Below are 18,537 nucleotides of genomic sequence, written 5' to 3' on the forward strand. Positions count from 1 at the left end.
ACAGGGCATATGGAAACGGATTGGATATGGGGCCTCGTCGGTGGCCTGCTGATTGGCACCGGCGGCGCGGTGTATTTGCTGGGAAATGGTCGGATCATGGGGGCCAGCGGTATTCTGGGCGGGCTGGTAGATGGGTCAGGCTGGCCCAGTTGGGTCGAGCGGCTTGTCTTTATCCTGGGTGTGGTCATCGCCCCTCTGGTCCTGTGGCCGCTCTACTCTGTCGAGATCGACACTCATTTGACTCAGGATATCTGGGTTGTGGTCATCGCCGGCCTGCTGGTGGGTGTCGGAACACGTATCGCAAACGGCTGCACGTCCGGACATGGCGTATGCGGGATCTCGCGCTTTTCGTTGCGGGGCATCGTTGCCACCGTCTTTTACATCCTTGCTGGCGGGTTGACGCTTGCCATCTTTCGTCACGTCCTTGGAGTGATCTGATGCGTCCACTGATTTCGCTTGTTGCCGGTGCCCTGTTCGGCGGCGGACTGTTCGTTTCGGGCATGACCGATACCCGCAAAGTTCAGGGTTGGCTTGATGTGTTCGGTGACTGGGATCCGACGCTGGCCTTTGTCATGGGCGGCGCGATCCTCCCGATGTTCGTTGCCTGGCGGTTCACCAAGGGCCGCAAGCCCCTTGCCGCGGACTCTTTTCCATCATTGCCCAGACCGGAGCTTGACCATCGCCTGATCACCGGCTCGGTGTTGTTCGGCATGGGCTGGGGGCTGGCCGGTCTCTGCCCGGGGCCGGCGCTGGCCTCCATTACCTATGGCGGCATCGGCGGGCTGGTGTTCCTCGCCGCCATGATTACCGGAATGGCCTTCGCACCCAGAGTCGGAAGCCAACTGGACAGACTCGCGGCGACAGCATAAGGAACGCCAATGGACATTCGACCGATCACCCCCCGTTATGCAGTCTCGCCGCAGATTTCGGTCGAGGACATTCCAGCAATCGCAGCAGCGGGCTTTACCCGGATTATCTGCAACCGGCCCGATGCCGAGGTGCCGCCCAGCCACCAGGCGGCGGCGATCGGCGCCGCGGCGCAGGCGGCTGGTCTGGAATTCGAAGTTCTCGAATTGACGCATCAAACCATGACACCCGAAAACGTCGCCCGTCAAAAAGCGCTTGCCGCTGCGGAGCAAGGGCCGGTGCTGGCTTATTGCGCCTCGGGCACCAGATGCTCGGTCGTCTGGGCGCTGGGGCAATGTGGTGATATGAACCCGGACGAAATCCTGCAAAAGACCGCCTCGGCCGGTTATCAACTGGATGCTTTGCGCCCTCGCCTCGAGGAAATCTGCGCCGCAGGAAACTGATCCGCGTCAGAGCGGCTAGGTTCGCTCCCCATTTTCCTCGAAATCGGCAAGACCCGCGAGTTCGCAGATCTCCGCCGCAGCTTGCTCCGGGTTCAACGCAGGAAGCGAGATGTCATAGGCTGAGAAGCGTTCCTCGGCCTCGGTATCCAGATCCTGGTAGTCATTGGCCTTGTCATGCCCCTTTCGGGGACGCTTGGTGCCCTCCTGACCATCAGGTCTTGGAGCATGTGCGGGCGCCTTCTCCCGGGTGGTGGAATGACCAGAAAACTCGCCTGGGCCAGTGTCTTGCTTTTCAAGTGCAGGCGGTTTTTCGTTCAGCCTGACCGCCCGCATCCCCCGGCATTGCCCCAGTCGGGCGACCGCCACCGAGCGCCCCTCGATCGTAAGCATGTCGATTTTGTCCAGCTTTGGCTCGTTCAACGGTAGAAGCGACCCCGGCTGCATGTCCGCCAAGGCCGAAAGAGGGAGCTTAAACCGGCAAATCACAGCGTTCAGCTCCGCCCGAACCACGCCAAAGGATTGCTCCAGCCCCGGATTTTCGTCTTCCCTATCGCGGCCATCCTCATCCCGGATTTCGGGCTGGTCGGGCAGGATCAAGGTAATCTGACCCTGTAGCTTTCCCCCCGCGATCTCGACCGTCAGGTCAAAAACGCGGTACTGTTCCGCCTCCAGCAGCAGCAGCAGGGCACGGCGGCCGTCGGCCCGGGCGGCATAGCTGTATCCGGCCAGACAATTGCGATCCGCAGGTATCTCGGCCAGCTCGCTCGCCCTGGGCAGAAACGCGTCCACCAACGGTGCTGCCATGGCGGCGTCTGTTTCGGTATAGGCCCGCCCGGGGCTGTCTCCGTTCAGAACCTGCCCCATGGTCTGCTGTTGCAACAAGGACGAGACACACGCGCGGTCAAAGCATATCGCCCCCAGGCCCTCCCCCAGCCCCGAAAGCAGCAGATAAAGGCGGCCTTCGGGCACGGCACGTGCTAGCTCATCCAGCTCGTAACGGGCCTGCGTCGCACCTATCACGGCCACTGCCAACCCCACTGCATCGTCCGCCGCGCGCGCGAGGGCCAGTCTTAAAGCCCGCAGAATGGATCGGGTGTCGCCTTGCCTCTCGTCACGGGCAAGCGCCAGCTTTCGTTCCAAGGTCGACCGTATTTCCGGTTGCGTAGCCATCACCCGATGCGTTCATTCCGCCGTTCTTGCTCCCTTCCACGTGTACCGCGCGAGGGGTTACCAAGACCTTTACCCGGGGTCACTGCGCAGCAATTTCCAGTCCCAGCGGCAGGCTGACGCGGAACGCGCCTCCTTCTTGCCCAGGCAGATAGGTGACATTGCCGCCAAGCCGCTGCATGATCTCGCGGCAGATTGCCAGGCCCAGACCGGCGCCGCCGGCCTTTTCAGCGCTGACGCGGGCAAATTTCTCAAACACCATCTTCTGGGAATGAAGCGGAATACCTTTGCCGTTGTCCACAAGGTCGACAACAACCTGCCCACCGACATCATGTACGGAAATGGACAATGTCGGCTCGTGTGCCTCACAGTATTTCTGGGCGTTTGCGATCAGGTTGATGAATACCTGGGTCAACCGGTCGAGATCGGTTCGAATGGCGATACGTTCGGCCGCTCGGTTCCGCCGCAGTTTCAACGGGTTGGCAGTGCCGGTCAGCGCCGTGGAACTCGCGCGGTCAATTACGTCCACCAACATGCCCTCGGTCACATTGAGAGACACTTGGCCGTTTTCCAGGACACTGAGATCCAGCAGGTCGTTCAAAAGGCGCGTAAGCCGCATCGCCTCGTCATGGATGATCGCGGCGTAACGGGTTTTTTCCGCCACGGCCAGACCATCGGTGTCTCTCAGAATCTCGGAAAACGCCCGAATAGAGGTCATCGGCGTTCTCAACTCGTGGCTGATCTGGCTAAGAAAGGCGTCTTTCTGCAACGAAATCTGGGTCAGTTTTTCATTGGCATCCCGCAACTTGTGCGCTGTGCGGCTCAATTCGGCCGACTTGGCCTCCAGCTGACTGGAATACTCCATCAGTTGTGCGGACTCGTCGGCCACCGCAAGCAGATCCTCAACCGAAACCGAAGAGCCACCAACGATCTGACCAATCATCGCATGCGCCGTTGCAGCGCCGACCGAGCCCGACAGTTCCCGTTCCAGCCGCTCCAGAAATGCTGGCGTCGGTTCGGGGAAATGCGCGCGGCTGCCTTGCGCCTTTGCTTCGGCCTGAAAGAACTCCTGCGCCTCGCGCGCGCCCATGATCCGTTGCGACATGATCATGAGATCTTCGCTCTGGGCGACGGATCCGCTCCACCCGCGTGGCCCCGCCGAATGGTCGAAAACGTTTACGAACTGCGCGCCCTGCAACCGTTCCAGTGGACTGGGAAAACTCAGAAGAGAGGCGATGCAGAAAGCTGCCGTGTTCAGTGACAAGGACCACATCACCGAATGCACCATCGGATCGAGCCCCTCGATCCCGAACAGGGCCTGCGGCCGAAGCCAGGACAAACCCCACAACCCCTCTTCGATCACCGACGGTGCAAGCACGCCCGCCCCCATTCCCGGCAGCAGCAAGGTGAAGAGCCACAAGACAAAGCCGACAGTCAGCCCAACCAGCGCGCCAGTACGGGTTGCCCCGCGCCAGAACAGCCCCCCAACCAGCGCGGGCAGGATCTGCGCGATCCCGGCAAAGGCGATCAGGCCGATCGAGGCCAGCGCCGCACCGCCGCCCGATAGGCGATAGTAGAAATACCCAAGCGCCAGAACCGCGGCGATGGAAATCCGACGCGCATAAAGCACGACGGATCGCACATCACCCGACACCGAAGCACCGCCTCCTTTGGCATTCAACCAGATCGGCATCACGATATGGTTCGACACCATCGTCGACAGCGCCATGGCGGCAACGATCACCATGGATGTGGCCGAGGAGAAGCCACCCAGAAAGGACAGCATGGCCAGCATCTCTTGCCCCTGCGCCAAGGGAACCGTCAGAACGAAAAGGTCCGGGTTCGAGCCCCGGGGCAATATCTCGAGTCCGACCACCGCAATCGGGACGACAAAAAGACTCATCAGCATCAGGTAAAGCGGAAATGCCCATGCGGCGGTGCGCAGGTGACGTTCGTCGTCGTTTTCCACCACCATGACCTGGAACATGCGCGGCAGACAGACGAAGGCTGCGGCGGCAAGAAAGGTGATCGTCGCCCATCGCCCGTGATCCACTTGCCAGATACCGATCTCGGAGGCGTCTATGCGCTGGAGCGTATCGAAAACGCCACCGGCGATACCCCAGACAACAAAAACGCCCACCGCCAGCAGCGCGATCAGCTTGACCACGGCTTCGATGGCGACGGCGGTGACAACGCCGTGGTGCCGTTCGTTGGCGTCCAGGTTGCGTGTACCGAACAGAATGGCGAAAACTGCCAGCCCGGCCGCCACCCAAAACGCGCTGGACCCTTCGACATAGCTGCCGGACGGGTCGGTTTCGGCGAAAATGCTGAAACTCAGGGTGATCGACTGCAATTGCAGCGCAATATAGGGCGTCACCCCGATGACGGCGAGAATGGTCACGCAGACGGCCAGCGTGTTGGATTTCCCGTAGCGTGAGGAAATAAGGTCGGCGATCGACGTAACCCGCTGAGACCGCCCCACACGGACCAGTTTTCGCAGGCCCCACCACCATCCGATCATCACCAGTGTGGGGCCGAGATAGATCGTGACAAATTCCAACCCCGAGCGCGCGGCATATCCAACGGCCCCATAAAACGTCCAGGCCGTACAATAGATCGACAGGGACAGGGTGTAGACCAGAGGCGACCGCAACCAGGTCGACCGCCCGACCGAGGCCAGACGATCAGCGGCAAAGGCAACGCCGAAAAGCAACACCACGTAACACAGGCACACCGCGACAAGGACATTGAGCGAGGTCATGCGTCCCGCTCCGGATCTTGCGGATCAGAGGGTTGCCCCCGCCGCGCGGCCACACCAAACCCGACACTGACCAGGATCAGCACCGCCCAGACACTGAACACATAGGTGATCGCAGCCGACATGCGGATCGGGTTCTCCCCGCCGGTCGGCCAGAGCAGCGGTACGGCGAACAGCGCAGCGCCCAGCAACGGTAGCAAGCGGGCAGCATCCATCAGGCGGCGCCGTCGATAGCTCTGCCTTTCCAGGAACACCGGTGGCGGCTGAACCTGGTCCTTGCCCGGCTCGCGCCTGTCGCTCACGTTTGCGAGGCCTGGGCGTGCAGATCGCGCACAGCCGTCAGGACCTCGGCATTGGAGAAGGGTTTGGTCATGAAACGACTGACACCGGCCTTTTCAGCCATGTCGCGGTCACGCGACTGGCCGCGCGCGGTCAACATCAGCACCGGTAGATCCCGGGTATCGTCACGATCCCGCAACTCTCTGAGGATATCCATGCCGCTTTTTCCGGGCAGCATCACATCCAGAATGATGAGATCGGCCGAAGCACCGGCAATCTTTTCCACAGCATCCGTACCGTCGGCATGGGTTTCCACATGCCAGCCATCCCGAGTGAGCAGGAACCGGATCGCCTCGGCAATGTTCGGCTCGTCCTCGATCAGCAGAACCCGTCGGCTCATCCTCGCCCTGTCCTCCCCCTAAAAGGCAGGCGGGTTTGCACCCGCTCGTATATGCCGTTCCAAGATTAGCCCCGCTTCTGCGATGCTGTCAAAACCCTTCGGACAAAACCGAGGGCTCGCGACGGGCGGCGCAATCCTTGCTGGGGCAAACACGGCACGACGATCCGACCGGCAACGGCGCGGTTTCGCCCCGCTCTCCAGTTGGCACCGGAAGAATCAGCATGATTGAATGATAAACCGGATCAACATTGAAATCCGGCATCTCCTGAGGCCAGGCAACGGCGAGGCAATCGAATTCAGCCGTGTTTCTGCCCAGTTGCGAGACCCGTCTGCGGATAGGAACAAGCGGACGGCCCAGCGCGGTGAACAGAGGCCATAGCGGGCAGCTCTCCCCATGCCTTGGCAAGGCGAAACCGGCAATTGCTTTTCGAAACAGAATACTGCCCGACGCGTCGCAGACGACAAGACCCACCTCGTGCGGCAGGACCCCTTCGGGTAAACTTGCAAGGCGCCTAAAAACGGCGACAAGGTCCACCCCGAACTCTCGCGATAGCGCCATGGGTTCCAGCCCCTTGCGGTCAAGGGCATCGACGAAGCGGTCCAAGGGCATCGCCCGGGCATCGCCCGCGTAGATATTCAGCCATCGGCGTGCGATCTCGCGGGCCGCTCCCGACCGCAGTTCCGTCAACGGAACACTGGCAACCGCTTCTCCCCGCTCCAGCTCCGCGAAATGATGACCTCGCGCAGCGACAAACGTCTCGACCTGCTCGACCGGAACACCCGTACGGTCCTCACCGGCATCCGTATCGTCGAGATACGCGACCAGCGATTTTGAGCTTTCGGCCAGACGCTCGGCATCCTGGTGCAGGTTTCGGTGAAACCGGTCGCGCCACTCCGCCGCCAGTTCACCGGGTTCGGCCAGAATGGCAGCGGTCGAACGGATCGCCGCCGCCGTCGAAAGCACCTCGTGCAGCGATGCCGCGAGGTTCGGGTCATGCGTCAACCTGTCGGACAGGGTCTCCACCGTCCGCTCCAAAGAGGTTACGCGGCGAAACAGCTGCGCCAGAAGCTCGGCCCAGCCCGGGAACCGACCGGCAAGCTCGTCCGCGCGGTCCGTTTCAGCGATGGCCGCGCCGTCCGTCGCGGCTGCCTCTCGCAGAGCTGAAATCAGTGCCGCCTCGGCCCCTTCGGTCAGGGCAGAGGGCTCGACGGACAAGGCGGACGCGATATTCACCAGAAGTTTGCCGCCGATTCTGCGCCGGTTGTGCTCGATCAGATTGAGGTATGAGGCCGATATCCCCACCTTGCGCGCCAGATCGGCCTGCCGAAACCCGACAACCTGCCTTCGTTCTCGGATGCGACTTCCCGTCAGCGTGTCACGCGCCATCGCATCATGCCTTCCGAATATGAATGTAAATCAATGGGTTTCTGCGTCGCAACATAAGATAGTTTACCATTTGTCCGTCTCATGTGTATATATATTTACAGAATTTTCTTTCTAAATAAAGCACTTATTGCGTAATTTTCGTTTTATCACGCATTATTTATTTGCACAGATGTGCCACGCCGGTCGGAAGAGGAGCTGATCGCGCACGCCATTTTGGGAGGAAAACATGTCAAACAACGAACTCACGCGCCGCGGCTTGCTGCGCACAGGCGCCGTCGCTGGCGCAGGTGTCGCCTTGCCGACAATCTTTACCGCCTCGTCGGCTGCGGCCTATACCAACGAACCGACCGGCGGCACGGTCACCCTTGGCTTCAACGTGCCACAGACCGGCCCCTATGCTGACGAAGGCAACGACGAGTTGCTGGCACAACAGCTGGCCGTCGAGCACCTGAACGGCGAAGGCGACGGCGGCTGCCTGAACACCTTCACCTCGAAGGCGCTCAAGGGCAACGGCATCCTGGGCAAGAAAGTCACCTTCGTGACCGGCGACACCCAGACCAAGTCGGACGCCGCCCGCGCATCGGCCAAGTCGATGATCGAAAAAGATGGCGCCATCATGATCAACGGCGGCTCGTCCTCGGGCGTGGCCGTGGCCGTGCAGGGCCTGTGCCAGGATGCTGGCGTGATCTTCATGGCGGGTCTGACCCACTCGAACGACACCACCGGCAAGGACCGCAAGAAGAACGGCTTCCGCCATTTCTTCAACGCCTATATGTCGGCGGCCGCCCTGGCGCCGGTGCTGTCCAAGGAGATGGGGGCCGATCGCCGCGCCTATCACCTGACCGCGGACTACACATGGGGCTGGACGCAGCAGGAATCGATCGCAGCCGCGACCGAGGCCATGGGCTGGGAAACCGTCAACAACGTGCTGACGCCGCTGGCATCGACCGACTTCTCGTCCTATATCGCGCCGGTCCTGAACTCGGGCGCCGACGTGCTGGTTCTGAACCACTACGGCGGCAACATGGTCAACTCGCTGACCAACGCCATCCAGTTCGGCCTGCTCGACAAGGTCGCCAACGGCAAGGACTTCAAGATTGTCGTGCCGCTCTATTCGGAGCTGATGGCCGCCGGTGCGGGCGAGAACATCAAGGGCGTGCTGGGCTCGATGAACTACAACTGGCAGCTGGACAACGAAGGCTCCAAGGCGTTCGTAAAGTCCTTCGGCGAGAAGTACGGCAAGCCACCGTCGAACTCGGCCCAGACCTGCTATGCACAGGTTCTGCTTTATGCCGATGCCTGCGAGCGGGCCGGAACCTTCAACCCCTGCGGTGTGGCTGAGGCGCTGGAAGGCTTCGAATTCGACGGCCTGGGCAACGGCAAGACTCTCTATCGTGCCGAAGACCACCAGTGCTTCAAGGACGTTCTGGTCGTGCGCGGCGCGCAGAACCCGACCAACGCTTATGACACGCTGGAAATCGTCGAGGTCACACCGGTCGAGCAGGTCATGTACGCCCCCGATCACCCGATGTTCGGCGGTGCCGAGGCCTCGCTGGGCGAGTGCAACTCGGGCGCATAATCCGGGCCAGAGAATTTTCGTCGAAAATTCTCTGATTTCCGTAAAGCCGCCCTTCCCGGCCCTGGCCGGGAAGGGCGTGCGGTACTAGCCACAAGGTGGGGACGATGGACGCAATCATCCTGCAAATTCTGAACGGGCTCGACAAGGGCTCTGCCTATGCGCTGATTGCGCTGGGCCTCACACTGATCTTTGGCACGCTGGGCGTGGTCAACTTCGCCCATGGGGCGCTGTTCATGATCGGCGCCTTCTGCGCCGTCACCGTTCAGCGCCTGCTCAACCTGAGCTTTCAGACCGTGGACGAGACCCAGAAGGACTTTCTGGGCAATCCGTTGAAGGTCGACACCCCCTATGTCGAAGCCTGGTTCGGCCCCGAGGTCGGGGCCACGATCATCGACTGGTCGGTACCGCTGGCCGTTGTTTTCGCCATCCCGATCATGCTGGCCGTGGGCTATGCGATGGAGCGCGGGCTGATCAAGCATTTCTACAAGCGCCCCCATGCGGATCAGATCCTGGTGACCTTCGGCCTTGCCATCGTGTTGCAGGAAATCATCAAGTACTTCTTCGGCGCCAACCCGATCCAGACGCCGGAACCCTCGGCACTCAAGGGCTCGCTCGATATCGGGCTGATGCTGGGCTTTGATCCCAATGCCATCATCTACCCGATCTGGCGTCTCGTATACTTCGCCTTCGCGGCGGTGATCATCGGCGGCGTCTTCGCCTTCCTGCAATTCACCACCTTCGGCATGGTCGTGCGCGCCGGCATGGCGGATCGCGAGACCGTGGGCCTGCTGGGCATCAACATCGACAAGCGGTTCACCATCATGTTCGGCATCGCAGCCGGAGTGGCCGGACTGGCCGGCGTGATGTACGGGCCGCTCAATCCGCCCAACTATCACATGGGGATGGATTTCCTCGTGCTCAGCTTTGTCGTCGTCGTGGTCGGCGGCATGGGCAGCCTGCCCGGCGCGGTCGCGGCCGGGTTCCTGCTCGGCGTCCTGGAGAGCTTCGCCTCCACCACCTGGGCCACGACGACCATCCCGGGCATCAACCAGATCATCATCTACCTGGTCGCGATCATCATTCTGCTGACCCGTCCGCGGGGCCTGATGGGCCGCAAGGGCGTGATGGAGGAGTAACCTATGCTGGGACTGGACAAGAAAGACACCTCGCTTCTCATCATCGTGGCGATCCTCACACTGCTGGCGCCGTTCATCCTGAACCCCTTCCCCACAGGCAGCGCCATGGCGCAGTTCAACGCGGGCTATCCCGACCTGATGCAGCGGTTCGTGATCTTCGGGATCTTCGCAATCGGCTTCAACATCCTGTTCGGCCTGACCGGCTATCTCAGCTTTGGTCACGCTGCCTTCCTTGGCGTTGGCTCCTACTCGGCCGTGTGGATGTTCAAGCTGCTCAGCTACAACGTGATCCCGGCCATCGCGCTGAGCGTTGTCGTTGCCGCGCTGTTCTCGCTGCTGATCGGCTATGTCAGTCTGCGGCGCTCGGGCATCTACTTCTCGATCCTAACGCTGGCCTTTGCGCAGATGAGCTTTGCCCTGGCCTATTCGGTCCTGTCGAACCCCAAGTTCAACCTGACCAACGGGGAAACCGGGCTTCAGGTCTATGCCGACGACCCGCAGATCTTTCATCGTGACAGCCTGCCCGACATGCCGCATCTGTTCGGCCTATCGATGCGCTCGACCTACAAGCTCGACATCGGCGCCTGGAGCTTCGACTTCAACGCGGGCTACTATCTGTGCGCGGTGATCATGATGGTCATGTTCTACCTGGCAATCCGCATCTTCCGCTCGCCCTTCGGCATGATGCTGCGGGCGGTGAAGTCGAACCAGCAGCGCATGAACTATACCGGGCTCAATCCGCGTCCCTACACGCTGGCGGCCTTTGTGATTTCGGGCATGTATGCCGGTCTGGCCGGTGGCCTGATGGCCGCGATGGACCCGCTGGCCGGTGCCGAGCGGATGCAGTGGACCGCAAGCGGCGAGGTGGTGCTGATGACCATCCTCGGCGGTGCGGGCACCCTGATCGGGCCGGTTCTGGGCGCGGGCTTTATCAAGTATTTCGAGAACATCTTCTCGAAGATCAACGACAATATCCTGCACCAGTGGTTCAGCTTCCTGCCCGACGGGATCGAGGATTTCATGGTCTTCATCGTGCATCCGTTCATCGGCAAGGGCTGGCACCTGACGCTGGGTATCCTGTTCATGCTGGTGGTGATCTTTCTGCCAGGTGGCCTCGTCGAAGGTGGCCAGAGGCTGGGCAAATGGATCCGCAATCGCGGGAAGGGCGCGACGGACGCCAAGACCAAGCAAGAGCCTGCGGAATAAGGAGCCGGGACCATGGGAATTCTCGAAGTCAAGAATGTGGGCAAGCGGTTCGGTGGCCTTCAGGCACTTTCCGATGTCAACCTGAGTGTGGCCGAAAACACCGTTCACGCGATCATTGGACCAAATGGCGCGGGCAAGTCCACCTTGCTCAACTGTCTGGTAGGCAAGCTGATCCCGGACAGTGGCAGCGTCATGTTCGACGGTCAGTCGGTGCTGGGCCGCGCGCCTTACGAGATCAACCAGATGGGCATTTCCCGCGTTTTCCAGACGCCAGAGATTTTTGGCGATCTCACCGTGCTGGAAAACATGATGATCCCCTGTTTCGCTAAACGGGATGGTGCGTTCGAGTTGAACGCCCTGCCCTCGGTCAGCAGTCAGAAGGATGTCATGGATCGCGCCATGCACATGCTGGAAGAGATGCGGATGGCCGACAAGCGCAACATGCATGCCGCCGCCATGTCACGCGGCGACAAGCGGCGGCTGGAAATTGGTATGTGCCTGAGCCAGGAACCCCGACTGCTGCTGCTGGATGAGCCGACGGCGGGCATGGCGCGGGCCGATACCAACAATACCATCGACCTGCTTAAGCAGATCAAACAGGAACGCGACATCACCATCGCCATCATCGAACATGACATGCATGTGGTGTTCAGCCTGGCCGAGCGGATCACCGTTCTGGCCCAGGGCACGCCCCTGGTCGAGGACACGCCGGAAAACATCAAGGGTCATCCGAAGGTGCGCGAAGCCTATCTGGGCGAAAGTGCGTAAGGGAGTGCGTCACTCATCCCCAAAATCGGGAACCGGTTTTCGGACAAGATGAGTGAGAAAGGATAAACGATGAACGTAAAACCCGATTTCTCCAAGAACGCCAATCAGGCCACCACGGCGCCCGCCTTTCTGTCGGTCTGGGACATGCACGCCTATTACGGCGAGAGCTATATCGTGCAGGGTGTGAACTTCAACGTGCACGAGGGCGAGATCCTCGCCCTGCTGGGGCGCAACGGGGCGGGCAAGACCTCGACCCTGCGCTCGATCGCGCGCACCGGCTCTCCGCTGGTGACCCATGGCGAGATCTGGCTGGACCATCAGCCGCTGCACAAGATGACCAGCTACGAGGCCGCGCAGGCGGGGCTGGGTCTGGTACCCGAAGATCGCCGGATCATCCCCGGACTGACGGTCGAGGAGAACCTGCAACTGGCCCAGATCGCCCCGCCCATAGGCTGGTCGCTTGAACGGCTCTACGAGCTTTTTCCGCGGCTGGGTGAGCGGCGCAAGCAGGAAGGCGTGACCCTATCGGGCGGCGAACAGCAGATGCTGGCCATCGCCCGCGCGCTGGCGCGTGACATCAAGGTGCTGCTGCTGGACGAACCCTATGAGGGTCTGGCGCCGGTCATCGTGGACGAGATCGAAAAGACGCTCATCCACATCAAGGAACAGGGCATGACCACGATCATCGTCGAACAGAACGCCGTGCGTGCGCTGGAACTGGCCGACCGCGCCGTGATCCTGGATACCGGCACCATCGTGTTCGACGGATCGGCCGCCGACGTACTTGGCAACGCCGAACTGCGGGCCGAATACCTGGCGATCTGAACCCACACTCCCCGTCGCGCGGGCTTTCGCCTGCGCCGACACACTTGGACCGATGCCCGAAGGGCGTCGGTTTTTTTTTCGCCGGTGCTTGCCGGTCAGGCTGTGACCTGACTAGATGCGCGCATGAAGATTTGCGCCATCACGATGGTTTACCGGGACTATTGGGCTCTGGGCCAATGGTACGCACATTTTTCCCGCCATCTGGGAGCAGAGAACCTTTTTGTCGTTGCCCATGGGGCAGATCCCGAAATCGCCCGTATCTGCCCTAGTGCGAGCGTGATCACCATTCCGCGCGAGGATCTGAGCAACTTCGACAACCGCCGGGGCGACATGCTGAACGCATTTCAGAACGGGCTGAACCGGATCTATGACTGGGTGATCCGAACCGATGCTGACGAGTTGATTTGCCTGGACCCAGCGCAACATCAGAGTTTCCCCGACTTCTTCGCACAGCAGAATGCAAGCGCGCTGTTTGCCCTCGGATTGAACCTTGGCGAAACCGAAAGCGATGCTACACTTGGCCAGGACCAACCGGTTCTGAGCGCACGTCGCAGCGCAGTGTTCACCGGAAACTATTCTAAGGCCTGGGCCGTTCGAAACCGTGTGGGGATGAAGCTGCACGGGGTTCAACTGCGACCAGCGCGCGTCGCGCGCTTTCCCTTCGTGATGCCGCGCGGCGCCTATCTGGTTCATCTGAAATACGCAAACGCAACCGAGCTGGCAAAATCGGCGCAACACCGGCGCGAGGTGGCGGACCAGCCCGGCACCGGAAACCCGGGGCCGGCCTGGCTCGATCCCGGAGCCGATGCGCGCCGGTTTTTCAAGCAGCTCGAGGCCCTGCCGGAACGGCCCTGGGAAGAGGCCGAGCCGCGCGCATACGCCGATATCTCGGTCGAGCCGGTGCGCGAAGAGCAACGCGGTGTCGTCCGGGCACGGCGTGACACGCCGCGCATCCGCACCCGCTTGCCCGGCTGGTTCGCCGATATGTGACTATTGCGCGGTCCAGCCGCCATCGACAGGGATCGCGGCCCCCGTGAGGTTATGCGCCACCGGGGAACAGAGCCACACCGCCAGCGCCCCGATCTCGGACGGGTCCGATGCGCGCAGAGACGGCTGCTTTTCCTTCATCATGTCCGCCATGGCGGTGTCTCGATCCGCGTTCAACGCCTCCATGCGCGCCTCGATCTGCGGTTCGAGGATAGCGGTATCGGTCCAGCCCGGGCAGATGCAATTGACCGTGACCGCACCTTTTGTCCGAACTCCTCTAGAAGCATATTCGAGCGCCGCAACCTTGCTCAGCCCGATCAGCCCGTGTTTGGCCGCAACATAGGGCGCCTTCTGCTTGGAGGCCACCAATCCATGTACCGATGCAATATTGATCACCCGCCCATAGCCTCGCTCGGCCATCGCTGGCATGGCCGCCTGCATGGTGTAGAAGGCGGCACTCAGGTTGACGGCCAGGATCGCCTCCCATGTCGTGCCGGGCATGTCGGACAGCCATGCGGTATGCTGGATGCCCGCGTTATTCACCAGAATATCGGCCCCGCCCCAATGGGCGACCTCCTGCATCATGGCTCCAATCTGTTCCGGGTCGCGCAGATCACCGGCAAAGAACCGCGACTCGGGCGCGCCTTTATCCCGCAGTCCGGCACAAACGGTTTCTGCCTGTTTTACATCGGCCAGTCCATGAACCGCGATCCGTGCACCTGCCCTGGCCAGTGCCTCGGCAATGGCCAGACCTATCCCCTGGACCGACCCGGTGACCAGTGCTGTTTTTCCACTCAGATCCGTCATTTTTCTTCCTCCAGCATCCGGCGCAGCTCGGTCTTGAGCACCTTGCCGTAGTTGTTCTTGGGCAATTCATCCAACCAGCGATAGTGTTTGGGGCGCTTGAACCGCGCGATGTTCTCAACACAAAGACAGTCCAGCTCCTCGGCCGTTGCGGAGCCGACGACAAAGGCCACCACCTCCTCACCCCATTCGGGATGTGCGCGACCGACGACTGAAACCTCGCGCACCTCCGGATGTGTCAGCAGGACCTCTTCGACCTCTCGCGGATAGATGTTCGAACCGCCCGAAATGATCATGTCCTTGGACCGGTCCTGTAGCGTGACATAGCCGTCATCATCCATGAACCCCATATCCCCGGTCATCAGCCAACCGTCGCGGATCGTCTTGGCGGTCGCCTCGGGGTTCCGCCAATACCCGGGCATGACCGCATCACCGCGCACCATGATCTCTCCATGGCTGCCCGGAGGCAGCGCCTGTCCATCGGCATCGCCGATGCGCAGTTCCACCGGGGCTTGCGCGCGCCCGACACTGGCCAACCGCGCGCGCCAGCGCGGATGGGTACGGTCCGTCACATCATGGCGCGACAGCGCCGTAATCCCCATCGGGCATTCGCCTTGCCCGTAGATCTGCACAAAGATCGGGCCGAACACCTCCACCGCCTCAATAATATCGGCCAGATACATCGGCCCACCGGCATAAACCACGGTGCGCAATCCTTCCCCGGCCTTGCCGGTCGCACGGGCGACCTCGACGATGCGTTTGACCATGGTGGGTGCGGCAAACATCTGCACGCGGTCGAAATGCCGGGCGAGGTCAAGAATCTCCTGGGGCTCGAACCCGCCCGAAACCGGGCAGACGTGGCGCGCCCCATGCAGCACGTGGATCATGTTGTAGAGCCCGGCACCATGACTCATCGGCGCGGCATAGAGGATCGCATCCTCGGGATCGACAGCATCCACATCCACCGGATAGGCGAGCGAGACGGCCATGAGCATCCGGTGGGTGATCATCACGCCCTTGGGTTTGCCGGTGGTGCCCGAAGTGTAGAAAAGCCAGGCCAGATCGGTCGGATCGCGTTCCCCGGGTTCCGCAATGGGGTCGGCCTCGAGTACCGCCCCAAAATCACCGGACCCGGTATCGACAATCCGCCCCCGCGCTCCGGCCTCGGCCAGCGCGAGGCCGAGCTCCGGCGAGGCGAAGGTGATCGTGGTGTCGGAATCGTCCAGAATGAACGCCGCCTCGCGCCCGTGCAGCTTGGCATTGATCGGAACGGCGGCCGCGCCGGCATACCAGATGCCATATTGCACGATCAGATAGTCGGGGCAGTTCTTCATGAAGATAGCGACCCGGTCCCCCGGTTGCACGCCCTGCCCCCGCAGCCAGCCCGCCACGCGCGCGGCGCGATCATGAAACCCAGCATAGTCCGCCACAGGATCGCGCCCGGCGTAAAGCGCCGGGCGCCTCCCGTTCAACTGCGCCTGCCGGGAGAGCCAGTGACCGATGTTCATGCCTTCACCGCCTCGATGATCGAAGCATAGTTGGCAACCCCGGACCCACCCATGTTGAAGACAAGCCCCAGTTCGGCACCCGGATGCTGCATGGCATCCGCCTGTCCCAGCACCTGACGCGCAATCAGCGTGTGCATTGACACACCGGTGGCACCGACCGGGTGCCCCTTGGCCTTGAGGCCGCCAGACAGGTTCACCGGCAATCGCCCCCCGGCGTGAACGACGCCACCCTCCAGCACGTCGGCGGCATGTCCGTGGGCAGCCAGCCCCATCGCCTCATAGATCAGCAACTCGGCAATGGTGAAACAGTCATGCACCTCGGCCACGTCCAAATCGTTCACCGTAATGCCCGCCCGACCATAGGCCTGATGTATGGCTTTGCGCGGCCCCTCGAAGGCCAGTAGGTTACGCCGGGACATTGGCATGATGTCGTTGACCTGCGCCACCGCACGCAGGCGCGCGGCCTTGGTCACGTCACCCAGCATATCGTCGGACACCAGCACCAGCGCCGCCGCGCCGTCGGACACCAGCGAACAGTCGGTTTTCTTCAGCGGCGCCGCGATGATCGGATTGCGATCCGAGACCTCGGCGCAGAAATCCTCGTCAAACGGTTTCTGGAGCTGCGCCAGCGGGTTGTTCACCGAGTTACCGTGGTTCTTGGCGGCAATTCGGGCAAGCGCCCGGCTCTGGTCGCCGTAGCGGTCGAAATAGGCCTGTGCGAAGAGCGCAAAGACACCGGGAAAGGACAGGCCCGCCTCCTCCTTTTGATAGGCAGCGTGACCCAGGGCGGCGGCCACTTCGGCGGTGGGCAGGTGGGTCATCTTCTCCACCCCGATCACCAGCGCCACACGCGCCTCGCCCGACAGGATCGCCTGACGGGCGGCAAAGACAGCCGCCGACCCCGACGCGCAGGCATTCTCAAGCCGGGTTGCCGGCTTGTAGCGTAGCGCCGGATCGACGCTCATCGCCAGCGACGCCGGAAACCCATCCGGCACCAGCCCGCCGTTGAAATGCCCGATCCAGACGCCATCGACAGCCTCGGCCCCGATACCTGCATCCGTCAGAGCCTCGCGGCCCGCCGCGGTGATCATGTCCTCCAGCGACATGTCCGTCAGCTTTCCGAACTTCGTATGTCCCCAACCAGCGATATAAACCATGGCTTCCTCTCCCAAAGACTTGCGTCAAATCCTGCCAAGACAAAGCTTTCGCTTCAATTCCGTAGAAATACCCGCCACCATAGGGACATGAGCGACCCCGCCTTCGAATATGCGCCCATCGGCCTTGTGGAACTGGAGAACCGCGTCATTCGCCGGTGCAACCTGCATTTTGCCTCGATGTTCGGGGGGGACGAGGGCGACTATCGCGATATGCCGCTGCTGAACCTTTATCCCAGCCACGAGGATTTCGAACGCATCGGAAAACGCGGCCTGCAAGCCATGCTGGAGACCGGATACTACACCGACGAGCGGATCATGCGGCGGCGCAATGGGGATCTGTTCTGGTGTCGAGCGCGCGGCAAGTCCCTGACACCGGACGACCCGTTTCGCCATGGGATATGGAGCTTTGCCGATATCTCGGAAGAGCGCCGGGTGATCGAACTTACACCTCGCGAGCGGGATGTGGCGCTGCTGACCTGCCGCGGTCTCTCCGCCAAGGAAGTCGGGGCCGAGCTTGGGCTGAGCTATCGCACGATCGAAGCACATCGCGCGCGCCTGCTTGAGAAATTCGGCGCCCGTAAGCTGCCGGAACTTGTGGCGAAACTGTCCGGTATGCCTCTTTGATCTCATTGGCTCTCGCAAAATACCGCTCCTGCTCCCATCTTTGCAGTCGACACGGCGCTTTTCATGGGCAGTCGCTTGGCCTATAACGCCGCGTAATACACGAGCCCGGCAGTCAACAACGGGCCCAGGGGAACCGTCGAGGACACTCATGACAGATACCAGACACGAAGCGGACGTGGCATTCATCAAGGCATTGGCCGAGTTGCTGCGGGAAAACGACCTGACCGAGTTGCAGGTAAAACGCGAGTATGGCGAGGACGACAGCCTGAACGTGCGCGTCAGCCGAGTGTCACCGGCGCTGGCCGCCGCACCGATGCAAGTGGCGGTTCCCGCCACTGTCGCCGCAGCAGCTGCACCGGCGGCACCCACCGCCGCCCCCGCAGCAATCGAAGACCCTGCGGCCCATCCCGGCGCCGTCACCTCGCCCATGGTCGGAACGATCTATCTCCAGGCTGAACCGGGCGCGGCGCCCTTTGTGTCGGTCGGAGCCAGCGTCTCGGAAGGTGATACGCTGCTGATCGTCGAAGCGATGAAGACCATGAACCACATCCATGCCCCGCGCGCCGGTACCGTCAAACGCATCCTGGTGGGTGACGGCGACGCCGTGGAATTCGGCACCCCGCTGGTCATCATCGAATAAGG

Annotated in this window: 19 protein-coding genes; 11 read left to right on the forward strand and 8 right to left on the reverse strand. The window is 61.7% G+C overall.

Annotated elements, in window-relative coordinates; genetic code table 11:
* The first annotated feature begins 9 nt into the window (after nt 1-9).
* The 3 genes from OE747_RS09220 to OE747_RS09230 are packed head-to-tail and all read left to right on the forward strand — an operon-like array spanning nt 10 to nt 1,310.
* Nucleotides 10-438, forward strand: a complete 429-nt coding sequence (locus tag OE747_RS09220; RefSeq protein ID WP_263828315.1) for a YeeE/YedE family protein — start codon at nt 10-12, stop codon at nt 436-438.
* Complete coding sequence (locus OE747_RS09225; RefSeq protein WP_263828316.1) at nt 438-869, forward strand: DUF6691 family protein; 432 nt, start codon at nt 438-440, stop codon at nt 867-869. Before OE747_RS09220 ends, OE747_RS09225 begins: the two co-directional genes overlap by 1 nt.
* A gap of 9 nt (nt 870-878) precedes the next feature.
* Nucleotides 879-1,310, forward strand: a complete 432-nt coding sequence (locus OE747_RS09230) for a TIGR01244 family sulfur transferase (protein ID WP_263828317.1) — start codon at nt 879-881, stop codon at nt 1,308-1,310.
* 15 nt (nt 1,311-1,325) lie between these two features.
* Here the strand turns inward: OE747_RS09230 and OE747_RS09235 are convergent, their stop codons facing one another.
* The 5 genes from OE747_RS09235 to OE747_RS09255 form a co-directional block, all read right to left on the reverse strand.
* Nucleotides 1,326-2,450: a FliM/FliN family flagellar motor C-terminal domain-containing protein gene (locus tag OE747_RS09235; protein WP_263828318.1), complete on the reverse strand. Its 1,125-nt coding sequence runs from the start codon at nt 2,448-2,450 to the stop codon at nt 1,326-1,328.
* A 109-nt stretch (nt 2,451-2,559) separates the two neighbouring features.
* Nucleotides 2,560-5,238 (reverse strand): sensor histidine kinase, encoded by a 2,679-nt coding sequence (locus OE747_RS09240; protein WP_263828319.1) that lies wholly within the window; start codon nt 5,236-5,238, stop codon nt 2,560-2,562.
* Nucleotides 5,235-5,537 carry a hypothetical protein gene (locus OE747_RS09245; protein WP_318527300.1) on the reverse strand — a complete coding sequence of 101 codons (303 nt, stop codon included), beginning with the start codon at nt 5,535-5,537 and terminating at the stop codon, nt 5,235-5,237. The genes OE747_RS09240 and OE747_RS09245 overlap by 4 nt, the downstream gene beginning before the upstream one ends.
* Entirely contained in the window at nt 5,534-5,914 is a 381-nt protein-coding gene (locus OE747_RS09250; RefSeq protein WP_263828320.1) for a response regulator transcription factor, read from the reverse strand. The genes OE747_RS09245 and OE747_RS09250 overlap by 4 nt, the downstream gene beginning before the upstream one ends.
* A gap of 88 nt (nt 5,915-6,002) precedes the next feature.
* Entirely contained in the window at nt 6,003-7,301 is a 1,299-nt protein-coding gene (locus OE747_RS09255) for a helix-turn-helix transcriptional regulator (RefSeq protein ID WP_263828321.1), read from the reverse strand.
* A 226-nt stretch (nt 7,302-7,527) separates the two neighbouring features.
* On the opposite strand from OE747_RS09255, the gene OE747_RS09260 reads away from it, so the two are divergent.
* The 6 genes from OE747_RS09260 to OE747_RS09285 all read left to right on the forward strand — a co-directional run bounded on the left by OE747_RS09260 (nt 7,528) and on the right by OE747_RS09285 (nt 13,805).
* Entirely contained in the window at nt 7,528-8,880 is a 1,353-nt protein-coding gene (locus tag OE747_RS09260; protein WP_263828322.1) for a substrate-binding protein, read from the forward strand.
* Between the two features lie 104 nt (nt 8,881-8,984).
* The gene (locus OE747_RS09265; RefSeq protein WP_263828323.1) at nt 8,985-10,016 is read left to right on the forward strand and encodes a branched-chain amino acid ABC transporter permease; all 1,032 of its coding nucleotides are present in this window, start codon (nt 8,985-8,987) and stop codon (nt 10,014-10,016) included.
* A 3-nt stretch (nt 10,017-10,019) separates the two neighbouring features.
* Entirely contained in the window at nt 10,020-11,222 is a 1,203-nt protein-coding gene (locus OE747_RS09270; RefSeq protein WP_263828324.1) for a branched-chain amino acid ABC transporter permease, read from the forward strand.
* 12 nt (nt 11,223-11,234) lie between these two features.
* Nucleotides 11,235-11,990: an ABC transporter ATP-binding protein gene (locus OE747_RS09275; RefSeq protein ID WP_263828325.1), complete on the forward strand. Its 756-nt coding sequence runs from the start codon at nt 11,235-11,237 to the stop codon at nt 11,988-11,990.
* 69 nt (nt 11,991-12,059) lie between these two features.
* Complete coding sequence (locus tag OE747_RS09280) at nt 12,060-12,815, forward strand: ABC transporter ATP-binding protein (protein ID WP_263828326.1); 756 nt, start codon at nt 12,060-12,062, stop codon at nt 12,813-12,815.
* 123 nt (nt 12,816-12,938) lie between these two features.
* Nucleotides 12,939-13,805, forward strand: a complete 867-nt coding sequence (locus OE747_RS09285; RefSeq protein ID WP_263828327.1) for a glycosyltransferase family 2 protein — start codon at nt 12,939-12,941, stop codon at nt 13,803-13,805.
* Here OE747_RS09285 and OE747_RS09290 read toward each other — a convergent pair whose 3' ends face one another.
* Genes OE747_RS09290 through OE747_RS09300 form a run of 3 tightly spaced genes read right to left on the reverse strand, consistent with a single transcriptional unit; the run spans nt 13,806 to nt 17,271 of the window.
* Nucleotides 13,806-14,609, reverse strand: a complete 804-nt coding sequence (locus OE747_RS09290) for a 3-hydroxybutyrate dehydrogenase (protein WP_263828328.1) — start codon at nt 14,607-14,609, stop codon at nt 13,806-13,808.
* A complete protein-coding gene (locus tag OE747_RS09295; RefSeq protein ID WP_263828329.1) occupies nt 14,606-16,114 on the reverse strand; it encodes a class I adenylate-forming enzyme family protein in 1,509 nt (502 codons plus the stop codon). Before OE747_RS09295 ends, OE747_RS09290 begins: the two co-directional genes overlap by 4 nt.
* Nucleotides 16,111-17,271: an acetyl-CoA acetyltransferase gene (locus OE747_RS09300; protein WP_263828330.1), complete on the reverse strand. Its 1,161-nt coding sequence runs from the start codon at nt 17,269-17,271 to the stop codon at nt 16,111-16,113. The genes OE747_RS09295 and OE747_RS09300 overlap by 4 nt, the downstream gene beginning before the upstream one ends.
* 87 nt (nt 17,272-17,358) lie before the next feature.
* Between OE747_RS09300 and OE747_RS09305 the strand changes: the two genes are divergently transcribed.
* Together OE747_RS09305 and accB are read left to right on the forward strand one after the other, a co-directional pair.
* Nucleotides 17,359-17,895, forward strand: coding sequence for a LuxR C-terminal-related transcriptional regulator (locus OE747_RS09305; RefSeq protein ID WP_263828331.1), 537 nt, complete (start codon nt 17,359-17,361; stop codon nt 17,893-17,895).
* Nucleotides 17,896-18,043: 148 nt separating this feature from the next.
* A complete protein-coding gene (accB, locus tag OE747_RS09310) occupies nt 18,044-18,535 on the forward strand; it encodes an acetyl-CoA carboxylase biotin carboxyl carrier protein (RefSeq protein WP_263828332.1) in 492 nt (163 codons plus the stop codon).
* Nucleotides 18,536-18,537 lie beyond the last annotated feature (2 nt).

Origin of the sequence: Ruegeria aquimaris (assembly GCF_025751555.1) — a bacterium.
GTDB lineage: Bacteria > Pseudomonadota > Alphaproteobacteria > Rhodobacterales > Rhodobacteraceae > Ruegeria_B > Ruegeria_B aquimaris.

What these genes read in the sequence shown, in the direction of transcription:
- OE747_RS09220 (WP_263828315.1), top strand. Translation starts at nt 10, where the DNA reads ATGGAAACGGATTGGATATGGGGCCTCGTCGGTGGCCTGCTGATTGGC.
- OE747_RS09225 (WP_263828316.1), top strand. Translation starts at nt 438, where the DNA reads ATGCGTCCACTGATTTCGCTTGTTGCCGGTGCCCTGTTCGGCGGCGGA.
- OE747_RS09230 (WP_263828317.1), top strand. Translation starts at nt 879, where the DNA reads ATGGACATTCGACCGATCACCCCCCGTTATGCAGTCTCGCCGCAGATT.
- OE747_RS09240 (WP_263828319.1), bottom strand. Translation starts at nt 5,238, where the DNA reads ATGACCTCGCTCAATGTCCTTGTCGCGGTGTGCCTGTGTTACGTGGTG.
- OE747_RS09250 (WP_263828320.1), bottom strand. Translation starts at nt 5,914, where the DNA reads ATGAGCCGACGGGTTCTGCTGATCGAGGACGAGCCGAACATTGCCGAG.
- OE747_RS09255 (WP_263828321.1), bottom strand. Translation starts at nt 7,301, where the DNA reads ATGGCGCGTGACACGCTGACGGGAAGTCGCATCCGAGAACGAAGGCAG.
- OE747_RS09260 (WP_263828322.1), top strand. Translation starts at nt 7,528, where the DNA reads ATGTCAAACAACGAACTCACGCGCCGCGGCTTGCTGCGCACAGGCGCC.
- OE747_RS09265 (WP_263828323.1), top strand. Translation starts at nt 8,985, where the DNA reads ATGGACGCAATCATCCTGCAAATTCTGAACGGGCTCGACAAGGGCTCT.
- OE747_RS09270 (WP_263828324.1), top strand. Translation starts at nt 10,020, where the DNA reads ATGCTGGGACTGGACAAGAAAGACACCTCGCTTCTCATCATCGTGGCG.
- OE747_RS09275 (WP_263828325.1), top strand. Translation starts at nt 11,235, where the DNA reads ATGGGAATTCTCGAAGTCAAGAATGTGGGCAAGCGGTTCGGTGGCCTT.
- OE747_RS09280 (WP_263828326.1), top strand. Translation starts at nt 12,060, where the DNA reads ATGAACGTAAAACCCGATTTCTCCAAGAACGCCAATCAGGCCACCACG.
- OE747_RS09285 (WP_263828327.1), top strand. Translation starts at nt 12,939, where the DNA reads ATGAAGATTTGCGCCATCACGATGGTTTACCGGGACTATTGGGCTCTG.
- OE747_RS09290 (WP_263828328.1), bottom strand. Translation starts at nt 14,609, where the DNA reads ATGACGGATCTGAGTGGAAAAACAGCACTGGTCACCGGGTCGGTCCAG.
- OE747_RS09295 (WP_263828329.1), bottom strand. Translation starts at nt 16,114, where the DNA reads ATGAACATCGGTCACTGGCTCTCCCGGCAGGCGCAGTTGAACGGGAGG.
- OE747_RS09300 (WP_263828330.1), bottom strand. Translation starts at nt 17,271, where the DNA reads ATGGTTTATATCGCTGGTTGGGGACATACGAAGTTCGGAAAGCTGACG.
- OE747_RS09305 (WP_263828331.1), top strand. Translation starts at nt 17,359, where the DNA reads ATGAGCGACCCCGCCTTCGAATATGCGCCCATCGGCCTTGTGGAACTG.
- accB (WP_263828332.1), top strand. Translation starts at nt 18,044, where the DNA reads ATGACAGATACCAGACACGAAGCGGACGTGGCATTCATCAAGGCATTG.